We start from the raw sequence: 23347 nt of genomic DNA, 5'->3' as shown, positions 1-23347 counted from the left end.
CCAGTCAAGACCCAAGGCTGGGCGCCTCAAGCCAAGACAAGGAGCTTCATCGATGTGCCCTTTGGCGGATTTTTAGCCCCGCCTTCAAGAACGGAGGACTGACTAGAATACTGCACCACTCTCGGTCTCGCTATTATAGCATGAGCCATTTCTAACCTCAATGGAAATGCTTTGAATTAATGGTCACGCTCTGCTACATAGGTAGTTAATGTCAAAAGGAGCTCATGATTCATGTTAACATTATATAAATATTCTTTTGCCCGTAACATATGCTCATCAAGTTTCTTTTTAGCGCCATTTAATCCTAACAAATTAGGATAGGTACTTTTATTATTTCCATCATCACTACCACTTGGTTTTCCAATTGTCTCCGTATCCCCTTCTACATCAAGGATATCATCTTTGATTTGGAACATTAGTCCTAACTCTTTAGCAAAAAGCCTTAGATTCCTAATATCATCTGTTGTAGCTCCAGCAATAATTGCTCCTGCCACGATTGACATAGCAAGAAGCTCACCCGTCTTATGCTGATGAATGTATACAAGCTCCTCTAATGTTAAAGCTTGATTTTCTCCTTCAATATCAGCAACTTGTCCACCAACCATTCCTTCTGGTCCAGCTGCCTTGGCCAACTCTTGGATCAAGAGTAATTTTTGCGTTGCAGTTATTTCCTTTTCATTCATTGTTGCAACGAGCTCAAAGCTATATGTAAGAAGCGCATCTCCAGCTAAAATTGCCATCGCCTCACCAAAGACTTTGTGATTTGTCGGTTTCCCCCGACGTAAATCATCATCATCCATGGCAGGTAAGTCATCATGGATGAGAGAATATGTGTGAATCATCTCAATTGCACAAGCCATATCCAAGCCGCTCCTGATTGGCTTTTCAAAGCTTTTTATTGTTGCGAGTAGCAGGGCTGGTCTAATTCTTTTCCCACCAGCATTTAATGAATAAATCATAGCGTCCTTTAATACAAGTGGTGCCCTTAGTTGTTCTAGGTGTTTAGGCAATCTTTCTTCAATGTCATATTTTATTTCCTGTAGAAAGGAAGTAAGCTCTTCAGTCACTATCACTCATCCTCCTGAAAATGTAACAGTTCCAACTCTCCATCTTCATGAAGGATGTGGTCCATTTGTTTTTCAACCTGTTCAAGCTTTTCGTGACATTGTTTCGATAAATTCATTCCTTCTTGAAACATGGAAATGGCTTTTTCAAGTGGCACATCTCCTTGTTCAAGACGTTCAACGACCTGCTCAAGCTCTTGCATTGCATCTTCGAAATTCAGCTCTTTTTTCTCTGTCATTTTTTCTCCTCCTATTCCATTGGGTCTGTGTCCTCAACAAGACATAGAAGTGTCCCGTCTTTAAGACGTATATCAACCTTTGTACCAACCTCGACTTGCTTGGTTGATTTAATTAATGATTTCTCATCACGATCATAAGCCAAACTGTATCCTCTATCCATCAATCTCAAAGGACTAAGAAGATTCAATTCACCAATAGCTTTCTCAAATGGCAATCGCTTTGACTTAATTTGCTCTTTCATTGCTTTTATTAACGACTGCTGTAGTTGTTTCTTTTGGTCCTTTGCTTGTTGTACTCTTACATGTGGATGAAGCCTTGATAATGATTTATCTAAATGCGTTAATTGAGTAGATGACTGTGTAACCGTCGATACAATAGCTCGCTTTAGCCGATCAAAATAGCCATCTAACTGCTGTTCCTTTTGACGAATTAATTGTTCTGGATACCTAAACGCATAAGAACGCTTCAATCTCTCTAACTTATCAGATTCAGCCGTTACTTTATCATTCATAACTTTCTGAAGTCTTTTTCGCATCATGGATAACGACCTATGAACTTCCCGGTAATCAGGTACAGCCAACTCAGCTGCCCCCGTAGGTGTCGGCGCTCGTAAATCGGCAACAAAATCGCTTATCGTAAAATCTGTCTCATGGCCAACTGCAGATATAATAGGTACCTCTGCTGTTGCAATGGCTCTTGCAACCCCCTCATCGTTAAACGCCCATAATTCTTCAATTGAACCGCCTCCTCGACCAACTATTAAACAATCAAAACAATTAGCAAGATCCGCTTGTTCAATGGCTCGCATAATGGAATTAGGAGCCTGATCTCCTTGCACAAGAACAGGTAACAACGTAATTTGAGCAATTGGATAGCGACGCTTTAAAGTAGTTACAATATCACGAATCGCGGCACCTGTCGGAGAAGTAATGACCGCAATACGAGAAGGAAATAGTGGAAGCGGCTTTTTTCTTTCAGGCGAAAATAACCCTTCTTTTTCCAATTGCGCTTTGAGCTTTTCGTAGGCAAGATACAAACTGCCCACTCCATCAGGTTGCATTTCCTTTGCATAAAATTGATACTGACCATATGGCTCATATACATTGACCTCACCACGGAGCAATACCTTCATTCCATTTTCCGGCTTAAACGTTAAATACCGGTTATGACCAGCAAACATAACGGCCTGCATGCGTGATTTATCATCTTTTACTGTAAAATACAAATGACCACGACTATGCATCTTGACGTTTGAAAGCTCACCTCGTATCCAAACACTTTGAAGCATCACATCTTCTTCCATTAGCGATTTAATATAACGGGTCACTTCAGAAATCGTTAAAACACTCTTAGCAGCCATTAATCACCCTACGAACGCTTTCTGGCTGATAAAATTGTATTTTCAAGAAGCATCGTAATCGTCATCGGACCTACCCCGCCAGGTACAGGTGTTAAATATGAAGCTTTTTCTTTCACGCTATCAAAATCAACGTCACCACATAGCTTCCCATCAACTCGATTAATACCTACATCAACCACTACCGCACCATCTTTAACGTCGTCTGCCCCGATGAATTTTGGTTTTCCAATCGCAACAATTAAAATATCAGCAAGATTCGTCATTTCACGTAAATTCTTCGTGCGAGAATGAGTGTATGTAACCGTTGCATGTTCATTTAACAAAAGCTGTCCAACTGGCTTGCCGACAATATTACTTCTTCCTACAACCACAGCATGTTTCCCAATAAGATCTATGTTTGCCTCTTTAAGCATCTCAACAACACCAAAAGGAGTACACGGCAAAAACGTATCTTCTCCTGTCATCATTTTCCCAATGTTAATTGGATGGAACCCATCTACGTCTTTGTTAGGAGCAATTCGTTCAATGACAGCCTGTTCAGAAATATGTTCTGGAATTGGCAATTGAACTAAAATTCCATCAATTGTTTCATCATTGTTAAGACGATCAATTTCAGAAAGTAGTTCTTCTTCTGATATTGAAGTTGGCTTTTTAATTAAAACAGAATGAATCCCTGCTTGCTCACATGCTTTTTGCTTTGCTTTAACATACGATTGTGAAGCTGGATCTTCGCCTACAAGAATTACGGCTAAGCCAGGCACAATATTTTCAGAGGCTAATACCTCAACGTCTCTTTTTAATTGTTCTCTTTTCTTTGCAGCTAGTTCTTTTCCATTTAATAATAAAGCTGTCATGAATGTGTCACTCCTCTTTGGATTTGTTTAATTTTGTAACTTTTCCATCGCTTTCGATAATACACCGTTCACAAACTTTCCTGATTCTTCTCCACCAAATGCTTTGGCTAATTCAATCCCTTCATTGAAGGTAACATTTACAGGAATGTCGTCAATGAATTTCATCTCGTAAAGCGTCATACGAACGATCGCTCTGTCTACAAGTCCCATACGATCAAGTGTCCAACCTTGTAGGCTAGAAGAAATGACAGGATCAATCGTACTTTTGTGTTCAAGTGTTCCACGAACAAGGTCAAGCATAAATGAACTTGGCGTTTCTCCCTCATCTAGGACACTCTCAATCGCACCCTCACTGTCACCATCCGTTAAATCTATTTGATAGAGCGCTTGTGCAGCTCTTAGTCTTGCTACTCTTCGATTCATTAGTCAAACTCCTTCTTGTACTTTTAATATGTTGATAATAGCATAACATGTAGTGCTAAAACAGAACAATTTAGATTGTAATGTGAAGAATCTTTCGCTTTCTCTAATCACTGTTACAACTTGTCCAATAAATGGACATTCTTATTATTAATGGGTTTGTCTAAAACCATGCAACGGCTTCGCTCATTGCTTTTGGAATAGTCTCTTCTATTATAGCCCAAAATGACGAAAAGACAGCCAAGGTAACTACCCTAACTGTCAAAAACAACGCGCATTGTTTATTGGACTTCGTCTTGTTCAACCGGATCAGTTGTTTCAAATTGAACTCCAACAACGTGTACATTAATTGCTTGAAGTTCAATCGCTGTCATCGTTTGCAGAGCTTGCTTAATATTTTGCTGAATTAGATTAGCAACCTCTGGAACTGCTACACCGTACGTGATGATAACTGAAACATCCACTGTTATTCCGTCTTCAGCTAATTCAACTTTAACACCTTTTCCGTGATTTTTTCTTCCTAACTTTTCTGCTACACCCGCAGCAAAATTGCCACGCAACATCGCAACCCCGTCGACCTCAGATGCAGCAATACCAGCAATGACTTCAATTACCTCTGGTGAAATTTCAACTGTACCAAGTTCAGACTTTTGTTCTTCTAGTTCAAGAATGTGGTTATCATTCATTGTTCATTTCCTCCTATTTATAGAGTGTTCAATTGCAAAATCAAACAACTCTATTTATTGTCAGAGTTTTACAGACATCACATCATAAAGTTCAAGGAATTTTGTATTGAAGTCACCTGAAATAAACGTTTCATGATTTAACAGACGAAGGTGAAAAGGGATCGTCGTTTCAACTCCCTCAACTTCAAACTCCTCTAATGCTCGTTTCATTTTGGCAATGGCTTCTGCACGTGTTGCTCCGTGAGTAATGACTTTTGCAACCATTGAATCATAAAAAGGTGAAATCACATACCCTGGATAAGCAGCAGAGTCCACTCGAATACCTAAACCACCTGGTGCTAAGTAGTTCGTAATTTTCCCAGGAGAAGGCATGAATTTCTTTGCAGGGTTCTCTGCATTAATCCGGCATTCAATTGACCAACCATTAAAAGTTACATCCTCTTGAGTAACGGATAAGATTTCTCCACTCGCTACGCGAATTTGTTCTTTAATTAAATCGATTCCTGTAACCATTTCCGTAACAGGATGCTCTACTTGAATTCGTGTATTCATTTCCATAAAATAAAAGTTTCCATTGTTATGGTCATAAATGAATTCAACTGTCCCTGCACCAGAATAATCAACTGCCTTTGCTGCACTGACAGCTGCTGTGCCCATTTCTTTCCTTGTTTTTTCTGAAATAGCTGGGGATGGTGTTTCTTCAAGTAGCTTCTGTAAGCGCCGTTGAATACTACAATCTCGTTCCCCAAGATGAATCACATTCCCATGATTGTCGGCTAATACTTGGATTTCAACATGGCGGAAGTCCTCGATGTATTTCTCAATATATACCCCCGGATTTCCAAAAGCAGTGGCTGCCTCTTGTTGCGTAATATTCATGCCTTTTCGAAGCTCTTCTGGTGTTCTAGCAACACGAATCCCTTTGCCTCCTCCACCAGCAGTGGCTTTAATGATAACTGGGTAACCAATTTCCTCTGCAACCGAAAGACCCGCATCAATGTTTGCAACAATCCCTTTGGAACCAGGTACGATTGGTACACCTGCTTTTGCCATCGTTTCCCTTGCGACATCTTTCGTTCCCATTTGATTAATCGCTTGAGGACTCGGACCAATAAACGTAATATTACAAGCAGCACAAATTTCTGCAAAATCAGCATTTTCGGCTAAAAAGCCATAGCCCGGATGAATAGCGTCTACTTCCGTTAATGTAGCCGTACTCATGATATTCGTCACATTTAGATAACTTTTGTTAGAAGGTGTTGGGCCTATACAAATGGCTTCATCTGCTAGTCTAACATGTAAGGAATCCCTGTCTGCTTCTGAATAAACGGCCACTGTTTCAATATCTAATTCTCTACATGCGCGTATGATTCGCACTGCAATTTCCCCACGATTTGCAATTAAAACTTTTTTAATCATTATATCTCTCCTATGTTAAACAAGCTCTACCACAAATAATGGTTGTCCATATTCAACAAGCTCGCCGTTCTCAGCAAGAACTTCCGTAATCTTTCCTTTAACTTCCGCTTCGATCTCATTCATAAGTTTCATTGCTTCCACTATGCAAACAACTGATTCTTCTGTTACTTTATCCCCTTGCTTTACATATGCTGCTGCATCAGGTGATGGTGCTGAATAAAACGTCCCCACCATTGGTGATGTAATTGTATGTACATTAGCACTTGGCGTACTTTCTATTTCCTTTGTTTCTTCCTTTGCTACAGCAGCAACAGCGCTTGTTTCAACTTGAACCGGTTGTGCTGCAACTGGTGCTGGTGCTGCTACCTCTTGATAAGCTACTTTTTCTACCGGCTGTGTTGGTTCTGGGTGTTTTTTCAAGATTAACTTTGTTCCATCTTGCTCAAATTTAAGTTCATCTACATCTGATTGATCAAGTGCTTTTATTAATTCTTTTAACTCTTGAACTTTTAACATATTTGTGCACTCCCTCTTTCCCCGTATTAATTCATAAACTAGTTACACGGGTTTCAAAAATAATTATAAGAAATTATATCATAATTGTAACGCATTAATATCTTCGACAGGGATAAGCGAATCCCTTCAATACAAACTTCAAATAGAATTAGTCTGGAAAACTAAATATTATTTTAAAAGAGGGTATTCCAAAACGGGCGATCCCCCCTTATTTGCAGTCGCTTATTCTTGTGATAAGTCTTGTCCACTATTTTCAGCTTCCGCTTTTACTAAAACATCCTTCTTGTATTGACGAAAAACAGGAAACTCTGATAAATTATCAGGAATCTTTCCGTTTTCGAGTAGAATAATCTTAACAATGTTTTTATTTCTAGCCATATGATACTTATCACCATACTCATTTTCTTTCGTATAGCGTTTAAGATTTTGATAATCTTCCTCTTGAATTGAAACAGCATATGTATCTTCTTGACCTTCTTCAAATTGTTGCTCAAACCCAATTTCAAATTCGACAATCTGAATATTATCATTTTTAATATTGCGTGTTTGCTCTAGTACAGCTTTCGCACCATCTGTTAAATCATTCCATTCCATACTAATCGCTCCTTGAGATTTAGTTACTTTGCGTATTATATCATAGACAAATGAGGAGTTGCATCTTCAATTGTTTTCATCAAACTTTTTGTAATAGTAAACTTATTAGAGAAATAACGAAAAGCCACCCTAATAAGGGCGAAGCTAATGAAAAAGGTCGTTTTTTGAGGGCACTGAGCATAGCCGTTTCCTGGAATAAAAAGCCCGCTATGAGTGAGTCTCATAACGGGCGCGCAACGGAGCCATTGCCGCTTCCTCGATGGACTTTTTCAGTGGCCTCTGATTTTCATCTTTTTCAGTGGCTTCATAAAGGGCGACTCCCTATTTATTTAGCGGCTTGATGAGCAACTGTAACGGTGTTGTTCTGTCCCAAGTGATCATAAACCATGCTTAAGATTTCATTTGCTTGTTCACGAGGAAGCTCTTCTGTTTGAACAATAACACGAACTTGGTCATCCTCTGCCATAACAAGAGCATCTTCGTATCCTTTTGCTATGATCAGTGTTTCTAGTTGAGATTCTTTTTGTGATAATCGTTGTAGTTCAATGCTTTTATCATGAGCTTGCACTTTCATTTCAGCTGACGCATCTGCTGACGCTCTAATGGAAGTGTATTCTTCAGCCATTCGATCACGACTTGCTTGGAGTTCCATTCGAATTGTAGCAAATGCTTCATTTGTTGAGATACTTGAAATAACACCTGATTCAGACTCTTCTGTCTCTGCATCTGCCTCTTCTAATTCTTCAGCAATGTTAACGACTACCTCATTTGCATCATCTTCTGGCATTTCCTCCATATCCATTCTTCCTTCTTGACCTTCATCGACAAATGCAATTTCCTCACCAGGTACTGGCCCCGGGGATTGTACGTAATACACGGAAAGTACGATAATTAAACTCAACATTGTTAACAACCAAACTGTTTGCTTTTTTAAGACCATTATGAATCCTCCTTTGTTTTCTTCGGCATAACCGAAACTCTATGACTTGGTACATCAAGTGATCGACTTACTGCTTCGACTACCCAGCTTTTCACTTGGGCATTCTCTACTCCTTTAGCAACAACGAGCACCCCTCGAACGTTTGGTTTCTCCTGTTCGACTAGAATGGGTTCTTCCTTATCACCATTTCGTGTAATAACAAGCTGTTCGTCACGAGAAATATCTTCCACTTTTCTTGTGCCACCTTCACGATCTGTCTCATCCGTGTTTTGTTGCTTCTCATTTGTGTTTCTTTCATACACATTGCGCTCTGTATTGGCTAAGTTCACCATTACATTGACATCGGATACGCCTACAATTTGTTCGAGCACTTCTTTTAGCTGATTTTCATAGCGCATTTCATAGTCTTGCATTGAATTCGGTTCAGCTGATGTGTTTTTCCCAAATGCTGTTTCAGCTTCTTCCTCTTCTTCATTAAAGACGGGTAAGGTTTGTTCTTCGTCTCCTGTTGGATTGGTCAGAAGGTTGCCCGCTATCATGAGTGCAAGTCCTACACATCCAAGAAGCAAGATATAATGGAGGGGCAATCGTTTCTTTTTTCCATTTTCCGGCTTCTTAAATAGGGCCTGTAGCCATTGTTGATCCTTCTGTTCGTCGCGATTCATTTTGCTTGTTTCCCCCCTTCCCACGCTAATAAAATCTTTTCTTTCGGGATGTGCCAATTTTCTGAGAGAAGCTGTTGAACAGGAATTAAATCAGGATTTGTTTCCTCCGCATCGTTCGTTATTGATCTTCTTGTGTCAATTTGAACAACTTGTACGAGCGACACTTCACTTGATTTCTCCTGTTCATTTTCATTTACAGAGGCTTGTGACTGTACATAAACATGGACTGCCTGAATTTGCTCTACAATCTGCTCTTCGTCCATTGTTTGATCCAGATCACCCTTAAGCTTAATATCAACATGTTTAATTTCTAGTGAATGTTGATCCTCTAATGTCTCTCTTACTTGTCTCTTCAATTGGACAGCCACCTGTTCTAAGATATATGCACTTACACCCAACTCTATTTCTCTTTTTTGCAAATTAATTGAATCATTTAGTGATTGTTCTGTACGTTCGGTTTTTTTTGATAAAGAAAACAGCCATTCATCAACATCTTCTGTAAAAATTGATAGTAACGGTTGGAGCATAACAACAAGTAGAAGCAAACCGACAACCATTTTGACGTATCGTTGCATATTCGAATTTGGCAGCATCAATTCAAGTATGGTCGCAAGTAAGATTAATAGGATGATATTCGTTAGCCACTCCGTCAAAAATCCCATAGGCTATACTCCTTTCTAGAGTTTATACAAAAAGGAAAAAACGCCCTTTTTGCATTTTTTTGTGTCAATTCAAGGAGATGCAATGGCTCCGCTCGCTGCGCGTCCTTTATGAGAAACCCGCTGTTAAAGGACTTAAATACTTGCATCGGCTTCACTCATCACTTTCGAGTTTATACAAAAAGGAAAAATCGCTCTTTTTGTATTAACTCTTCTACCTCATCATTAGAGACAAATTTCCTGCAGCTACCATAATTGTGATTGCTAGAAAGAACATAAGGCATACAACTGCCATTGCTGCGAATACGAAGATTACGGCCTTACCAATGATTGATAAACATTCAATGATTGGGCCACCTCCTAATGGTTGGAGAATGGCTGCAGATAAATTAAAGATAATAGCGAGAGTCAATACTTTTATTGCAGGAAATGCACAAAGCATTAATAATATCCCAAGCCCAGCAATTCCAATCGTGTTTTTCAATAAGAGAGAGGCACTTAATACGGTATCAGCAGCATCTGTGAACATTCTTCCAACCACAGGTACGAGACTTCCAGCAAGAAATTTAGCTGTTCTAACCGTTATCCCGTCTGACACTGCCGTTGCTGCCCCTTGCACGGATATAACACCAAGGAAGATCGTCAAAAATACTCCTAATGTCCCTACGGCTAAGTTACGCAAGAAAGTTGCTAGCTTCGTCACTTTATAATGGTCTGTAAGTGTACTGACAATACTAAGAACAGCAGATAAGAACAACAACGGAAGGACAATATGCTGAATAAGTAAGCCGCTCGTATTGACTAAAAAGATAATTAAGGGATGAAATAGAGCTGCAGATGTAATATTTCCAATTGCCGCCATCATAGCTAGCAATAACGGCAATAACGCAATCATGAAATGAATCATACTACTAACAGCTTCTTGTGCGTATGTGATCGCAACATGAAAGCTATTTAACGCAATAATCATTAAAACCATATAGGTGATGGCATATGCAACTTTACTGACTGTTTGCTGTTCAAATGCATTTTGGAGAGATTGCAAGATCATACAGAAAACGGTCAGCAATATAAGTGAACCTAACAATTTGCCATTTACGATTAACTCATGCAGAAAGTAGCGGACAAGCCCCATTCCCCATTCTTTAATCGAAAATTGCTTTTCTCCACGAACAAATTCCATAAATGATCCTTTTTGACTTTCAGGTAAAAATCCACCATACTCGTTAGAAATTTGTTCCCAAAATGAGCGGACTTCATCTAATTGCAGTTGTTCTATTTGTTTATCAACAAACCCCTGCTCATCCAACGGTTCCGTTTCAGCTAAGCTGACTGGTGCAAACAGTATTAAGACGATAACTACGACTATTCCTTGAACAATGAACCGTTTGTTCACGCTTGTCCCTCCCCCAATCTAGCTCTCTATTACGTTGGTAAAAGTGCGAGAACCATTTCAATAACTGCTGTTAAGATTGGTATTGCCATCACTAAAATAAGAATTTTCCCAGCAAGTTCAATTTTAGAAGCGATAGCAGCTTGTCCTGCATCCTTAGCAATTTGCGAGCCGAACTCTGCTATGTACGCTATTCCTATGATCTTTAAGATCGTTTGCAAGTACATCATATTCATATTTGCTTGCTCAGCGATGCCTTCAAGCATGTCAATTATTTTTACAATTTCATCTATTAAAAACAGAAAAATAAGGATTCCAACAAAAACAGTTAGCATGAAGGCAAATAGCGGTTTTTGTTCTTTAATTACTAGGGCTAGGAAGGTTGCGATAAGCCCTAACCCGACAATTTGGATAATATCAATCGCAACTCACCCCCCTACCCTTGGAACAGGAATACCCCTTTTATTTTCTGAAATAAATCATCTACAATGGTCGCCACCATATACAAAACGACGACAAACCCAATTAACGTAACCCAATGAGCCCAGTCTTCTTTTCCCATTTGCTTTAAAACCGTATGAATCATTGCTACAACAATTCCAATTCCTGCTATTTGAAAAATGGTGTTGACATCATACACCACAGCCCTCTCCTCCTGTCCGTTACTACTAGATCATTAAAATAACAATTAGTATTCCAGTGAGAAATCCTAAACTTTTTATCATCCGTTCATATTTATATTGACGGTCCTTCGCCTCTTGTTCTTCGCGCTCAAGATGAGACAAGGTTAATTTTATTTGTTTTTGTTGCTGCTCACGGTCATGTTGACCAAGTGTTGAACCAAATTGCATCATGACTTCCCTTTCACTATCGAGCATCGCTGTATGATTCCACGTTTCATTTACACTTTCTTCCCATGCTTCAAAAGCGGTTTCTTGTCTGTTTATTAACCGGTAGGAAAAATTTTCAAAGAGATAAGACACTGGTTTGGGCATTTGTTTAGCAATATGCTTACTTGCTTCAGCCAGCGGGGTAAGACCATACATAATTTCTGCTTCAAGCGACTGAATCGCTACTTTCAGTTGACGTAACTGCTTCGGTCGCTCACTAAGCCGTTTGGCACATTCAAACCCTATCCAGGTTGTTGCGAGAATGATGATGACAGCTCCGATCAACTTCACGTCATTTTCACCACATCTTTCCTCTCTTGATTACGAATTCGCTTTATGACACCAGCTTGAGTCGTTCTCGTCAACTCAACACAACGTTCAAATGCACCTTGGTCGAGTAACGACTTCAACTCGGGCCTTCGTTCAATATCTTCGAGAGAGAACCCGTGTGCTGTTGTCATCACCTTCACTCCAGCATGGAGCGCTTCTTGGACAGCGAAAGCATCTTCTTTTCTCCCGATCTCATCAACAATAATGACATCTGGACTCATAGAACGAATCAGCATCATCATTCCTTCAGCTTTTGGACAACCATCAAGCACATCAACACGCGACCCTAACTCTAGTTGAGGAATTCCTTTCATACTTGCAGCAATCTCAGATCGTTCATCTACGATTCCAACTTTTAACGGTGCAATCTTTCGACTTGGCATCCCTTGGCTTATTAATCTCGCTACATCGCGTAGCAATGTCGTTTTCCCTGTTTGAGGAGGACCGATAAAGATCGTATTTAGCCATCTTTGATCATATAACTGGGAAATGAGTCGTTCTGCTACTCCGATTGTTTGCCTTGCAATTCGTATATTAAACGAGCTTATATCTCGCAATGTTTTAACTTGTCCGCGGTCGAGTACGACTTTGCCAGCCAACCCAACTCGGTGTCCTCCTTTGATTGTGATAAAGCCCCTCCGTAGTTCCTCTTCAAAAGCGTACATAGAGTACTGGCTAAGTTGATTTAATAAATACTTTGCATCCTCGGCTAGGACAATGTAATGACGATCTTGAATTGACGGATAGTACGGTTTCCCCCCTGAAACGACTTCAAGAGGTCTGTTGACACGAAGACGGATTTCTTCTGTTTTTTGTACAACATTTGGTTGTAGGCGATTGATTATTTCTCGTATGTTCTCTGGTAAAATGGCTGCTATATCTTGTAACATTTCTACCCGCCTCCCTTACTTTCTGATTCCAATTAGAATCAATACAACTCCAGCACCTATAAAGATAAATTTCGATGCCGATAATTTGTCAGACATTCCGATTAAACCTAACGCGACAGAAGCAATAAAAATAGTTGGGCCAATAATAGCTAGCATCGCATTTAACGCAACTGCCTTTTCAATGCTATTAAACTTCAGAATTAAACCTGCAACGGTTAATTCAATTAGCCCCGAAAGCAACCTTAGCCCGACCATCACAAGCAATGTCATTTCCACCGTGTAAAACCACGTCTTCATTGTTCCACCTCAACTAAAATCACTTTGTACAACCTTATGAATGGAACGTCCTATTCAGAACAAAAAAAAGACGAGCTAGCGAGCAGCTCATCTTTTTTTAATAGTTTGAATGCACATATTCAATTAATTTTAAAATTGTAGATTGCTGATTCAAAAAAGACTGTGAGACAAATTTATGTCTGACAGTCTTCTTGTAGTATTACAGTTATTACGCACGTGACACATATGAACTACTACGTGAATCGATAATTAAAACATCACCTTGATTAATGAAGAAAGGAACTTGGACCGTTAAACCAGTTTCTAACGTTGCTGGCTTCGTTCCACCAGAAGCGGTATCTCCTTTAATTCCTGGCTCCGTCTCAGTCACTTCAAGTTCAACCGTATTAGGTACTTCTACACCAAGTGTTTCGCCTTGATAAGTCATAATTTGAACAACCATATTTTCTTTTAAGAATTTAAGTTCATGTTCAATTTGAGCAGTCGGTAACTCAATTTGTTCATACGATTCATTATCCATGAACGTATGCATATCTCCACTCGCATAAAGGTAAGCCATGCGACGGTTTTCAATGTGTGCTTTCGATACTTTCTCGCCCGCGCGGAATGTTTTTTCTTGCACCGATCCTGTACGAAGATTACGTAGTTTAGAGCGCACAAAAGCCGCTCCTTTACCTGGCTTAACATGTTGGAATTCCATTACTTGCCAAATCCCATTGTCTACTTCAATTGTTAATCCTGTTTTAAAATCATTTACAGAAATCATACCTTTATTCCTCCATCTTTTCCATTCAAATAATTGAACGTTCAGTCATACTTTTACTATACCATAGCTTGGAAAAAGTTTCTTATCTTATTTTTTTTACAGCTATTCGCCTAATACAAGCAGTTCTTTCGGTGAATGAGTAAAAGAGCAGTTTCCGTCTTCTGTTATTAGCGTATCATCTTCTATTCTCGTTCCACCAACACCTGCGATATAAATTCCAGGCTCAACTGTTACGATCATACCTGGTTCAAGTACTGTGTTTGATTTTATAGACAGCGAAGGTCCTTCGTGTACTTCCATCCCAAGCCCATGCCCAGTAGAGTGACCGAAATAATCTCCATACCCTTTTTCCGTTATATAGTCCCGTGTCAATGCATCTGCTTCTTTTCCTGTCATGCCTGGCTTAATGCCATCCATACCTCGTAGTTGCGCATTGAGAACTGTATTATAAATATTCTTTAATTCATCACTTACCTCACCAACGGCAACAGTCCGAGTAATATCTGAGCAATATCCTTTATAGTAAGCTCCAAAATCAAGTGTCACTAGTTCTCCTTTTTCGATCATCTTTTCGCTCGCCACACCATGCGGGAGTGCTGATCTGTAACCAGACGCGACGATAATATCAAAAGATGAACTAACTGCACCCTGTTTTCTCATGAAAAATTCCAACTCATTAGACACTTCTAACTCCGTAATTCCAGCTCTAATATATGTAATAATGTGTTCAAAGGCTGCATCAGCAATATTTGCTGCGTCTTGAATCAGTTGGATTTCTTCCTGATCTTTAATCATTCTGACTTCTTCAACTAAACCAGCAACAGGAATTAATTGGACATGTTCCATATTACGTGCATACACTTGATGTGCTTCATATGTAAGGTGAGCTTGCTCGAAACCAAGTTTTTTTAAGCCAAGCTTCTCTACTTGTTTTGCAACTTCTTCAAAAATAGGTCCAGTATGTTGAACAATTTCATATCCTTTTGCTTGTTCCTTTGCTTGCTCCATATAGCGAAAATCTGTAATGAAAATTGCTTTTTGCTCTGAGATAATTACCACTCCTGCAGTTCCAGTAAACTGTGTCATATACTGTCTGTTATAAGAGCTTGTTAACAATAACCCATCAATTTCGTGTTCTTTGAATTTTGTTCGCAATGCCTCAATTCGTTTCAATATTATCCCTCTCCTTCACTCGAGTCAGATAAAGATCGTGTTTCTCCTGTAAAGTTTGGAACTTAAACAAAAAGACAATTTAGTTCCTTCACAAGTATTTTCACTCATCTTTCAATATAATTGTAGCATAAACGAAAAGAGGCTGAGTGATCGTGTAAAATGTTTAGTCATTTCGATGCTGCTCTGCATATTCATAAGAAATAGAGTATCCAATGAAGGTACCATATAGGACATATAAGCATATTGATGTAATAATAGTATTAAAATCAAGGTTTTGTACTGATTTAAGTCCAGGGAAGAATGGATTTAGTAGGTAAAAGACGATAAGCCACAAAACAAGACCGAAGCCAATTCCCACCCATAGCTTTTGAAATTTTTGTAATACTAGTTTATATAAAAAAGCTAGTCCAATTGATAAAATCGCGATAACTGCCACACCAACAAGCTGACCAATGTACGTATCCTTCCAATCCCCAACGACAAAAGGCATTAAAGCAAGAGCTGGACCGACTCTTATAAAATTAAAATAGAAGGCAAAATAACCAACTAACGACCAAATCAACCCTCCAAATAAGCCAATTAATGCTACTTTTACTGAAAATGACATTTGTTCTTCCTGTCTGTTTTCTTGTTGTTTTTCCACAAGAACCACCTCCATCCGTAGTATGTCCGATTAGAATGTTGAAAAGTCATGAAATTTATGTTGTCCATATAGAATGAAGGCTATCAAAAGTGGGTATACTATAAAGAAATTGTTTTTTTAAATTGGGTAATGACCAAGCATTTACATTAGAGGATTTTTTCAGTTTCATGTAGAATTAAATTTATAGAATAGATAAGTTTATTCCCTCATTATTACGTCAAAGCTTTTGAAACTTGGCGCAAAGATATAGTGGTACTCGAGATGTATTTTAACAGAAAAGTTTCAAAAAACAGAAACGGTGTAGCCTGTGACATCATTACTCTTTGGAGGTGTAGACAATGCGTTCGATAATGAAATACATCATACCTGCTGTTCTTATTTTTGCTATTATTGGTCTTGGTTACGAATTATTATATAATCCTTTAGGTTTCTTAACTCGAATTCTTATGATGGTTGGGTTCATCGCTGTATTCTTTCTTATTTACCGCTGGTTTATGGCGCGACGTTACGGAACCCCGCTATTTCCATCACAGTCGGGTCCAAGTCGTGCACAACTTCGTAAAGCAAAGCGAACGAGTTTAAATCGTCAATCTTCTCCTTCAAAAACGGCAGCGTTTAAACCTAAAACAACAAATGTCGTTAGCGCTAAAAAGAAGCCTGCCCGTCCAAAACGTCGACGAGAAGATCATAATTTAACTGTCATTGAAGGCAAAAAAAACAAAAAAAAGAACCGCGCATTCTTTTAAAAGGTTGTTCAAAAAGGTCGTACCTTTTTGAACAACCTTTATTAGTAACTCCAGTTTTTCAAAAAAAAATTCGTCTCTTCTCTCCCTAGTACGATAAGATTTTCTTTCTGCTTTTCAGTTAGCTCAAAATCCGTCGCCTTTACATCCAAAACAGGAATAAATACAATGTTACGAGCGTGATCCTGATCAATGTATCTTATATCATGTGCTGAACTCATCGTTTCGAATAATGCACGAAACATTTCTACAGCATTATTGATTTTATTTGCAGGCATTTCACTTAATTCAGGTGTTAATTGAAATCCAATAGCAGGACGTTTCCATCTCTTCGTATTCCCATCCATAAATAACCACATTGGAAAATTACTGAGGATTCCCCCATCTACAATATAAGATGGTTTTCCCGCACTAGCACGATCATAGATTTTTACTGGTTCAAAGAAAAATGGAATACTACAGCTCATTCTGACAGCTCTTGCAACTGGAAATTTTTCAGGGATAACTCCGTATTGCCTTAAATCATCAGGTAGCACCAATAACTTCCCTTTTGATAAATCAGATGCAATAATTCGTAATGACCCTTTCGGCAAATCACCAAAAGTACGGACCCCTTTAGCTTCAAGTACTGTTTTCAGCCAAGACTCTAGAGCATTTCCCTTGTACAACCCTAACCGAAAATACATGTGTACCCACTTAGCGAGAGAAAATGGAAGGAACGACATCCGTTCATCTTTAAACGACTCAACATCTAAGTCATCTAGCATTGTAAAGATCTCCTCACTGCTATACCCGACTTTTATTAATGCGGCCACGATGGAACCTGCACTTGTTCCTGCCAAGCGCTCAAACACATATCCTTCTTCTTCCATCACTTGTAGCGCTCCGACAAACGCAAAGGCTTTTACACCTCCACCCGCAAACACCCCGTCAATTTTCATCAGATATCGCCTCCTACCTTATCCATATGTCTATACCAAAGTAGGACGTCCCTATAAATTTCTAGAAAACCATGACTTCACCAAAATCGAATTTAATAAAACTATTCAAGTCAATAACAACTTTTGTCCCTGCTCCCTAGCCAAATTATTCTTTTTTTAAACACAAAAAAACACCCGTTAGCAGGTGTTTTCTCTTACGATTCATCTTCTTCATTACTTTTTTGAATATCTCTAAGTTCTGTTACTCGTTGTTTCTGTTCTTGAAAAAATTGAACTAAATCTCCAATTCGATCAATCGCATCCCAACTAAGATGATGCTCAATTCCTTCAACATCTTGATAAATATGCGCTTCATCAACCCCTATAAGCCTCATAAAATCCTCTAGAAGTTCATGACGGTAGACAAGTCTTTTCCCTATTTTCTTTCCTTTTGCTGTTAGAACAAGACCACGATATCGTTCATATATTAAATAATCACTTTTATCCAATTTTTGAACCATTTTTGTCACTGATGAAGGATGGACTTCTAATGCCTCTGCGATATCGGAGACCCTTGCATAGCCTTTCTCCTCAATCAACATGTAAATTCTTTCTAAATAATCTTCCATACTAGGTGTTGGCATAGTGTCCCCTCCATTTTTGTCGCCAAATTACCCTGTTTGCAGGCTACTACGGTGTTTATACAAAAAAACTCTGTATTATATACCTATTCTGGCACATTTCAAATGCTACTCGAAAATGTGCAACAGTTTTATTTTACACTACAATGTAGGAAGAGGACAATGACTTGTATCACATTAAGTAAAGTATTCAATTTTTGCTTCTGGAAAGAAACGATCAATATAGGATTGGATTGTTTCTTTTAATTCCCCTGCTTGTTCATCTTGATAAACATACTTGCCGCGTCCATATTTACCCCATTTATACTTTCTTTCTTCTTCATTCATTTCAAGTTTCGATTTAGGATAACGCTTTTGAATAATATTTTTGGCTGTTTTTGTATAACGATGTTGGATTAATTCAAATGTAAGATCTTTCTTTGCATACAGCGGTAAAATGGCCTCTAATCGTTCAAATAGTTCATAATAGCCTGCATTCCAACCCTCATGCAAAATTAACGGTGCCACGATAAATCCTAATGGATAATTTGCTTTTGCTACTTTCCCCGCCGCTTCTATTCTTTCTAAAAAGCTGGACGTCCCTGGTTCAAATTGTTTAATTACATAGTCAGAATTCACACTAAAACGGAAGCGAGTATTTCCATTATGTTTGGCATCAAGCAAATGATCAACATGATGATATTTTGTTACGAAGCGTAAGCGTCCTAGGTCTGTTTGACCAATATGTTCAATCGTCTTTTTCAAAGAGTGCGTTAAATGATCAATTCCAACTACATCTGACGTACAAGCAGCCTCAAAACGAGTGATATCAGGTGCTCGTTCCTGTATATATTGATCTGCAGCATCAAATATATCTTCTAAATTCACGTAAGTACGAATATATGGCTTATTTCCAAGTGTCGTCTGTAAGTAACAATAATGACAATGCCCCATACAGCCTGTCGCTAGTGGTAGTGCATATTCTGCGGAAGGTTTTGATGTATCGAACTTTAATGTTTTCCGAACACCAATTACAAGTGTAGATTTCGCATTTCGATATTGTTGCAATTCGTTCTTCCCCGGAATGTTTCGGACTTGATTATGCGAAGTCGTTTCTCTAATCTCCACACCTTCTTTTTCAAACTTCTCTTTTAATTCACGACCTAGCGCGTACTCTAATGCACCAGGTTCTATGTAAACCAATTGCGGCTGAAAAGCCCTCATCATACATGCACCTCTTTCTTTTTTTTATAGCTTGTGCACGTCTTATTGATTCACACTGCCATTTACTAACAAAAGGGGGAACTGCAACAACCCACTAACAAATGCAAAAAAGGACTCAATCTATGTAATGTGATTGAGTCCTTTTTTATATGATTATTCATCTTTTTTCCTGTTCCTTAAAGACCACACTTTAACTGTGCACCGCAGCTTGTGCATGTATTACAACCGCCAATATCTTCAACTTGACCTTCACGACAAACCGGACATGTATTCCCAACCTCTGATCCAATCGTTACGTTTGTTGATCTCACTTCAGAAATCGTATCGATTAGGACAACTTTCTTCTTTTGTTCCGTATGTGTAGACTCTTCCTCAAAGCGATTTTCTTCCGCTTTTAAGGAAAGAACTTGCGCATCACGACTTCCATCTACATATACTGTACCACCTTTTGCACCGCCACGGTATAGACGCTCATAGACACCTTGAACCTGTTCAACTGTATAGCCACGAGGTGCATTTACCGTTTTTGAAAGAGAGCTATCTACCCAGCGTTGAATAATACATTGGACATCAGCATGCGCTTCTGGAGAAAGCTCCATAGTCGAAATAAACCATTCTGGTAGTTGATTTTCATCTGCACCAGGATTTGCTTGTAAATACTCTTCTACTATGCCTGCTTTTACTTCAATAAACTTCCCAAGTCTTCCACTGCGGAAGTAAGAGAAAGAGAAATACGGCTCAAGACCCGTTGACACGCCTACCATCGTTCCTGTACTTCCTGTAGGGGCAACCGTTAGCAAGTGTGAATTTCGGATACCATGCTCTAATATGCCTTGACGGATATCTTCCGGCATGTCCTTCATGTACCCAGTGTTAATGAAGGCGTTACGTAATTCCGCTGTTTCTTGTGCTGTCGATCCTTCTAAGAAAGGAAAGCTCCCTTTTTCTTTCGCCAGCTCAATACTTGTACGATATGCAGTTGTTGCAATCGTCTCAAACACTTTATCAACAAGCTGATTTCCACTCTCTGATCCATACACTGATTCACAATAAATCAATAGATCATGAAGACCCATTACTCCTAAACCAACACGGCGCTCACCTTTTGCTTGCTTCGTGTTATCCTCTAGGAAGTACGGCGTTGCATCAATGACATTATCTTGCATACGCACACCGACTTCAACGGTCTTTTGTAATTTTGCAAAGTCAATTTCCTTTGTTTCTTTATTGGCCATTTCTGCTAAATTAATAGCCGCTAAATTACATACAGAATAAGGAGCAAGTGGTTGTTCCCCACACGGATTAGTTGCTACTACTTTTTGACCGTAGGCCTTAGCATTCGTTTTGTCATTTGCATTATCAATAAAAAATATGCCTGGTTCTGCACTATATGTAGCGCAAATGTTAATCAAATTCCATAACTCTTTTGCTCTTAGGATCCGATACGTTCTGACACCGTAACCTAGTTCTTTCCACTCGCGTACATCACCAATTTCATGCCACTTTTTATTATAAGTAGCCATCTCTTCTTCCGTATAGTTTTCAACATCAGGGAAGCGTAGAGCATATTCTTCATCATTTTCAACAGCTTCCATAAATTCTTTTGTTAAACATACAGAAATATTTGCACCTGTTAAAAATTCTGCATTGTTAACAGAATACGTTCCGCCAACTCGCAGCTTTTCTTCTGCATCTCGGATGACTTTGAGATCAAATCCACCGTGACCCGCAATGGTCTTATAATTCACAATCCCTTGGTACATAGACTCCTCTACTACACTTAATGGAGTAAACGAAAGCTTGTCTTTTACGAGCTTTTGAATGTATTCATCTTGTGTATTTTCAAGTAAGAACCGTAAAATACGAGGATTTTGCATTTTAGAAATAATAAATTCCAATATGTCAGGATGCCAGTCGGAAAGCATAATCATTTGAGCACCACGTCTTGACCCACCTTGCTCAACAAGATGCGTTAGCTTTGCAATATCATCAAGCCAAGAAACAGATCCAGATGATTTTCCGTTCACTCCACGAGCGAGCGTATTACGAGGCCTTAATGTAGAACCGTTTGTTCCAACGCCCCCACCGCGACTCATAATCTCCATCACTTGCTTGCGATGTTCTGAAATTCCTTCGCGTGAATCTTGTACATACGGCATTACATAACAGTTGAAATACGTCACATCCGTCTCAGCCCCTGCACCATATAACACGCGACCTGCTGGAATAAAGTTCATTGAAACAAGTTGCTCATAAAATTGTTCAAATGCTTCTTGTCTTTTTTGTTCAGTCGTTTCCACCGATGCAAGGCCTGTAGCATTACGCTTTGCAATTTGTTCATAATAAAGCTCAAGTGGCTTCTCAATCGTATCAAGTGAACGCGTTACGACACCACTTTCTGCTTCATCGCCTTCAAGCACTCCACGAAATTCTTCGTCTACTAGTACTTTTGCTTGATTTTTGACACGATCTAATTCCATGATAAATCCGTAACCACGAGCTGGAAACTTCGGATCGTCTTTTACAGTTAATACGACAAAATCTCCTTCTTTTAATGTTTTCTTTTCCGTATCTTTGAATGTATAGCGGTCTAACATTACCAGTCTCGATACACCTTTTTTTGTTATGTGCATATCACTTGTAATAGGGTGAACTTGAGGAAACTGCTCAATATCCTCATTTAATCTTTCTACATTTAGGCGCATTACTTTCGACATTGTCATTGCCATTCGCCTCTCCTCCTCTTTCTCATGGAAATCTATTAAAACATACGTACATCTAGTTGTAGATGAAGTCGTTGTGCATATCCATATTCAACATTCTTGGGTAAGCTTACCACAAAGATCAGTTCAGATTCAATATATTGTGCTCATTTTTATTTTTAATACACCATATATTGTGTTTAATTCTATTTTGATGCTATTTGTCAACTTTGTAAAGAATCAAAAAAAGAAGCATTTACGAGTTTATTAGATTTTTATCCGTTTTTTTACGTTATTTTGAAGAAATTTGTCTCTTGCTTAAATAAGGATAACTTCAACTTCATGTTTCATCATTGTTTGCTCGGCAAGGTCAAAATGATTGACAAAATTTTTCATGGATGCTCATACTATATGATATTCTAGTAACATGCAATAAATAGAATCCAACCAAATACTTACATTTTAAAAGCTGGAGGAATCGTGATGGAATATATTATTCAAAATGAAACACTTATACCAAAAAAAGAAGCTACGGTTAATTTGGATGACCGCGGTTATTATTTTGGTGATGGTGTTTATGAAGTAGTAAAGGTTTATGATGGAAGTCCATTTGCTATGGACGAACATATCGCGCGTCTACTTTCGAGCCTAAATAAACTAGATATTCCACTAGCTTTTTCAAAAGAAAAACTAGTCGAATTAATCCATTCACTAATTGAAAAGAATTCAATTGAAAATGGCCTTGTTTATTTCCAATTCACTCGCGGAGTTGAACCTCGCAATCACCTATATACCAGAGAGTCAACACCTGTGTTCACAGCATTTACACAGGCAGCTCAAAACCTTGAAGACATTCAGAAAAACGGCATTGATGTTTGGTTAACTGATGATATACGCTGGCTCCGTTGCGATATTAAAACAATCAATCTGTTAGGTAATGTTATGGTTAAACGCGAGGCTTCAGATAACAATTGCCATGAAGCGATTTTACATCGTAGTGGCACGATTACAGAAGGTTCATCATCAAATTTATTTCTTGTTAAAGATAAAGTTCTATATACCCATCCTGCAACAAACCTTATTTTAAACGGAATTACAAGGCAACTCATTATTGACTTAGCAAAGCGTCATAATTATTCAGTAGTTGAAGAGCCTTTCCCAGTTGATGTTTTAGAACATGCCGATGAAGCATTTATTTCTAGTACCTCCGTTGAAATTGCTCCAATTAAAGCTGTTAAAGGACAATTGTCAACTACATTCGAAATTGGTCAAGTGACACAAGACCTCCAACTCAAGTTTAAGGAACTGCTACCAAAAGCTTAAATAGATAAAGAGGGTA

At 38.7% G+C, this 23347-nt stretch carries 27 protein-coding genes; 2 read left to right on the top strand and 25 right to left on the bottom strand.

Translation table 11 applies throughout. The features are described from left to right. Nucleotides 1-176: 176 nt before the first annotated feature. The 21 genes from SLH51_RS16795 to SLH51_RS16695 all read right to left on the bottom strand — a co-directional run bounded on the left by SLH51_RS16795 (nucleotide 177) and on the right by SLH51_RS16695 (nucleotide 15814). Entirely contained in the window at nucleotides 177-1067 is an 891-nt protein-coding gene (locus tag SLH51_RS16795; protein WP_335962549.1) for a polyprenyl synthetase family protein, read from the bottom strand. A gap of 2 nt (nucleotides 1068-1069) precedes the next feature. After that, entirely contained in the window at nucleotides 1070-1303 is a 234-nt protein-coding gene (locus SLH51_RS16790) for an exodeoxyribonuclease VII small subunit (RefSeq protein ID WP_335962547.1), read from the bottom strand. Between the two features lie 11 nt (nucleotides 1304-1314). Next, nucleotides 1315-2664 (bottom strand): exodeoxyribonuclease VII large subunit, encoded by a 1350-nt coding sequence (gene xseA / locus SLH51_RS16785; RefSeq protein WP_335962545.1) that lies wholly within the window; start codon nucleotides 2662-2664, stop codon nucleotides 1315-1317. Between the two features lie 8 nt (nucleotides 2665-2672). Continuing rightward, entirely contained in the window at nucleotides 2673-3518 is an 846-nt protein-coding gene (folD, locus tag SLH51_RS16780; protein WP_335962544.1) for a bifunctional methylenetetrahydrofolate dehydrogenase/methenyltetrahydrofolate cyclohydrolase FolD, read from the bottom strand. 27 nt (nucleotides 3519-3545) lie between these two features. Then, nucleotides 3546-3941: a transcription antitermination factor NusB gene (gene nusB, locus SLH51_RS16775; protein ID WP_335962543.1), complete on the bottom strand. Its 396-nt coding sequence runs from the start codon at nucleotides 3939-3941 to the stop codon at nucleotides 3546-3548. Between the two features lie 278 nt (nucleotides 3942-4219). Further along, complete coding sequence (locus SLH51_RS16770) at nucleotides 4220-4624, bottom strand: Asp23/Gls24 family envelope stress response protein (RefSeq protein ID WP_335962541.1); 405 nt, start codon at nucleotides 4622-4624, stop codon at nucleotides 4220-4222. A gap of 60 nt (nucleotides 4625-4684) precedes the next feature. After that, on the bottom strand, nucleotides 4685-6043 hold the full coding sequence (accC, locus tag SLH51_RS16765; protein ID WP_335962539.1) for an acetyl-CoA carboxylase biotin carboxylase subunit: 1359 nt from the start codon (nucleotides 6041-6043) through the stop codon (nucleotides 4685-4687). Nucleotides 6044-6058: 15 nt separating this feature from the next. Continuing rightward, on the bottom strand, nucleotides 6059-6559 hold the full coding sequence (gene accB / locus SLH51_RS16760) for an acetyl-CoA carboxylase biotin carboxyl carrier protein (RefSeq protein ID WP_335962538.1): 501 nt from the start codon (nucleotides 6557-6559) through the stop codon (nucleotides 6059-6061). A 222-nt stretch (nucleotides 6560-6781) separates the two neighbouring features. After that, nucleotides 6782-7153 (bottom strand): hypothetical protein, encoded by a 372-nt coding sequence (locus SLH51_RS16755; protein ID WP_335962537.1) that lies wholly within the window; start codon nucleotides 7151-7153, stop codon nucleotides 6782-6784. 325 nt (nucleotides 7154-7478) lie between these two features. Continuing rightward, a complete protein-coding gene (locus SLH51_RS16750) occupies nucleotides 7479-8093 on the bottom strand; it encodes a SpoIIIAH-like family protein (RefSeq protein WP_335962536.1) in 615 nt (204 codons plus the stop codon). Next, nucleotides 8093-8758: a stage III sporulation protein AG gene (gene spoIIIAG, locus SLH51_RS16745; RefSeq protein ID WP_335962535.1), complete on the bottom strand. Its 666-nt coding sequence runs from the start codon at nucleotides 8756-8758 to the stop codon at nucleotides 8093-8095. Before spoIIIAG ends, SLH51_RS16750 begins: the two co-directional genes overlap by 1 nt. Next, nucleotides 8755-9420 carry a stage III sporulation protein AF gene (gene spoIIIAF, locus SLH51_RS16740; RefSeq protein WP_335962533.1) on the bottom strand — a complete coding sequence of 222 codons (666 nt, stop codon included), beginning with the start codon at nucleotides 9418-9420 and terminating at the stop codon, nucleotides 8755-8757. Before spoIIIAF ends, spoIIIAG begins: the two co-directional genes overlap by 4 nt. A 211-nt stretch (nucleotides 9421-9631) precedes the next feature. Then, nucleotides 9632-10813 carry a stage III sporulation protein AE gene (gene spoIIIAE, locus SLH51_RS16735; RefSeq protein ID WP_335962531.1) on the bottom strand — a complete coding sequence of 394 codons (1182 nt, stop codon included), beginning with the start codon at nucleotides 10811-10813 and terminating at the stop codon, nucleotides 9632-9634. Between the two features lie 29 nt (nucleotides 10814-10842). Then, nucleotides 10843-11232 (bottom strand): stage III sporulation protein AD, encoded by a 390-nt coding sequence (spoIIIAD, locus tag SLH51_RS16730; protein WP_335962573.1) that lies wholly within the window; start codon nucleotides 11230-11232, stop codon nucleotides 10843-10845. Nucleotides 11233-11246: 14 nt separating this feature from the next. Further along, on the bottom strand, nucleotides 11247-11453 hold the full coding sequence (spoIIIAC, locus tag SLH51_RS16725) for a stage III sporulation protein AC (protein ID WP_034630453.1): 207 nt from the start codon (nucleotides 11451-11453) through the stop codon (nucleotides 11247-11249). A gap of 25 nt (nucleotides 11454-11478) precedes the next feature. Next, nucleotides 11479-11991 carry a stage III sporulation protein SpoIIIAB gene (gene spoIIIAB / locus SLH51_RS16720; RefSeq protein WP_335962530.1) on the bottom strand — a complete coding sequence of 171 codons (513 nt, stop codon included), beginning with the start codon at nucleotides 11989-11991 and terminating at the stop codon, nucleotides 11479-11481. After that, complete coding sequence (gene spoIIIAA / locus SLH51_RS16715) at nucleotides 11988-12920, bottom strand: stage III sporulation protein AA (protein ID WP_335962528.1); 933 nt, start codon at nucleotides 12918-12920, stop codon at nucleotides 11988-11990. The genes spoIIIAB and spoIIIAA overlap by 4 nt, the downstream gene beginning before the upstream one ends. A gap of 15 nt (nucleotides 12921-12935) precedes the next feature. Beyond that, on the bottom strand, nucleotides 12936-13217 hold the full coding sequence (locus SLH51_RS16710) for a YqhV family protein (RefSeq protein ID WP_335962527.1): 282 nt from the start codon (nucleotides 13215-13217) through the stop codon (nucleotides 12936-12938). A 208-nt stretch (nucleotides 13218-13425) separates the two neighbouring features. Next, nucleotides 13426-13983, bottom strand: coding sequence for an elongation factor P (gene efp, locus SLH51_RS16705; protein ID WP_335962526.1), 558 nt, complete (start codon nucleotides 13981-13983; stop codon nucleotides 13426-13428). Between the two features lie 102 nt (nucleotides 13984-14085). Then, nucleotides 14086-15156 carry a M24 family metallopeptidase gene (locus tag SLH51_RS16700; RefSeq protein ID WP_335962525.1) on the bottom strand — a complete coding sequence of 357 codons (1071 nt, stop codon included), beginning with the start codon at nucleotides 15154-15156 and terminating at the stop codon, nucleotides 14086-14088. Nucleotides 15157-15319: 163 nt separating this feature from the next. Next, complete coding sequence (locus tag SLH51_RS16695; RefSeq protein ID WP_335962524.1) at nucleotides 15320-15814, bottom strand: YqhR family membrane protein; 495 nt, start codon at nucleotides 15812-15814, stop codon at nucleotides 15320-15322. Between the two features lie 323 nt (nucleotides 15815-16137). On the opposite strand from SLH51_RS16695, the gene SLH51_RS16690 reads away from it, so the two are divergent. Further along, nucleotides 16138-16545 carry an SA1362 family protein gene (locus SLH51_RS16690; protein ID WP_335962523.1) on the top strand — a complete coding sequence of 136 codons (408 nt, stop codon included), beginning with the start codon at nucleotides 16138-16140 and terminating at the stop codon, nucleotides 16543-16545. A gap of 41 nt (nucleotides 16546-16586) precedes the next feature. Here SLH51_RS16690 and SLH51_RS16685 read toward each other — a convergent pair whose 3' ends face one another. From SLH51_RS16685 to SLH51_RS16670, 4 genes are all read right to left on the bottom strand, one after another. Beyond that, a complete protein-coding gene (locus tag SLH51_RS16685; RefSeq protein ID WP_335962522.1) occupies nucleotides 16587-17483 on the bottom strand; it encodes a patatin-like phospholipase family protein in 897 nt (298 codons plus the stop codon). A gap of 194 nt (nucleotides 17484-17677) precedes the next feature. After that, entirely contained in the window at nucleotides 17678-18106 is a 429-nt protein-coding gene (gene mntR / locus SLH51_RS16680) for a transcriptional regulator MntR (RefSeq protein WP_335962520.1), read from the bottom strand. A gap of 174 nt (nucleotides 18107-18280) precedes the next feature. Then, on the bottom strand, nucleotides 18281-19309 hold the full coding sequence (gene splB, locus SLH51_RS16675; protein ID WP_335962518.1) for a spore photoproduct lyase: 1029 nt from the start codon (nucleotides 19307-19309) through the stop codon (nucleotides 18281-18283). A gap of 173 nt (nucleotides 19310-19482) precedes the next feature. Next, a complete protein-coding gene (locus tag SLH51_RS16670) occupies nucleotides 19483-22035 on the bottom strand; it encodes a vitamin B12-dependent ribonucleotide reductase (RefSeq protein WP_335962516.1) in 2553 nt (850 codons plus the stop codon). Nucleotides 22036-22491: 456 nt separating this feature from the next. Between SLH51_RS16670 and dat the strand changes: the two genes are divergently transcribed. After that, on the top strand, nucleotides 22492-23331 hold the full coding sequence (dat, locus tag SLH51_RS16665) for a D-amino-acid transaminase (protein WP_335962514.1): 840 nt from the start codon (nucleotides 22492-22494) through the stop codon (nucleotides 23329-23331). Nucleotides 23332-23347: the final 16 nt, after the last annotated feature.

The sequence above is a fragment of the Halalkalibacter kiskunsagensis genome, from assembly GCF_037027555.1.
Taxonomy (GTDB): Bacteria; Bacillota; Bacilli; order Bacillales; family Bacillaceae_D; genus Halalkalibacter; species Halalkalibacter kiskunsagensis.
This window is presented reverse-complemented; position numbering and strand designations above follow the sequence as displayed.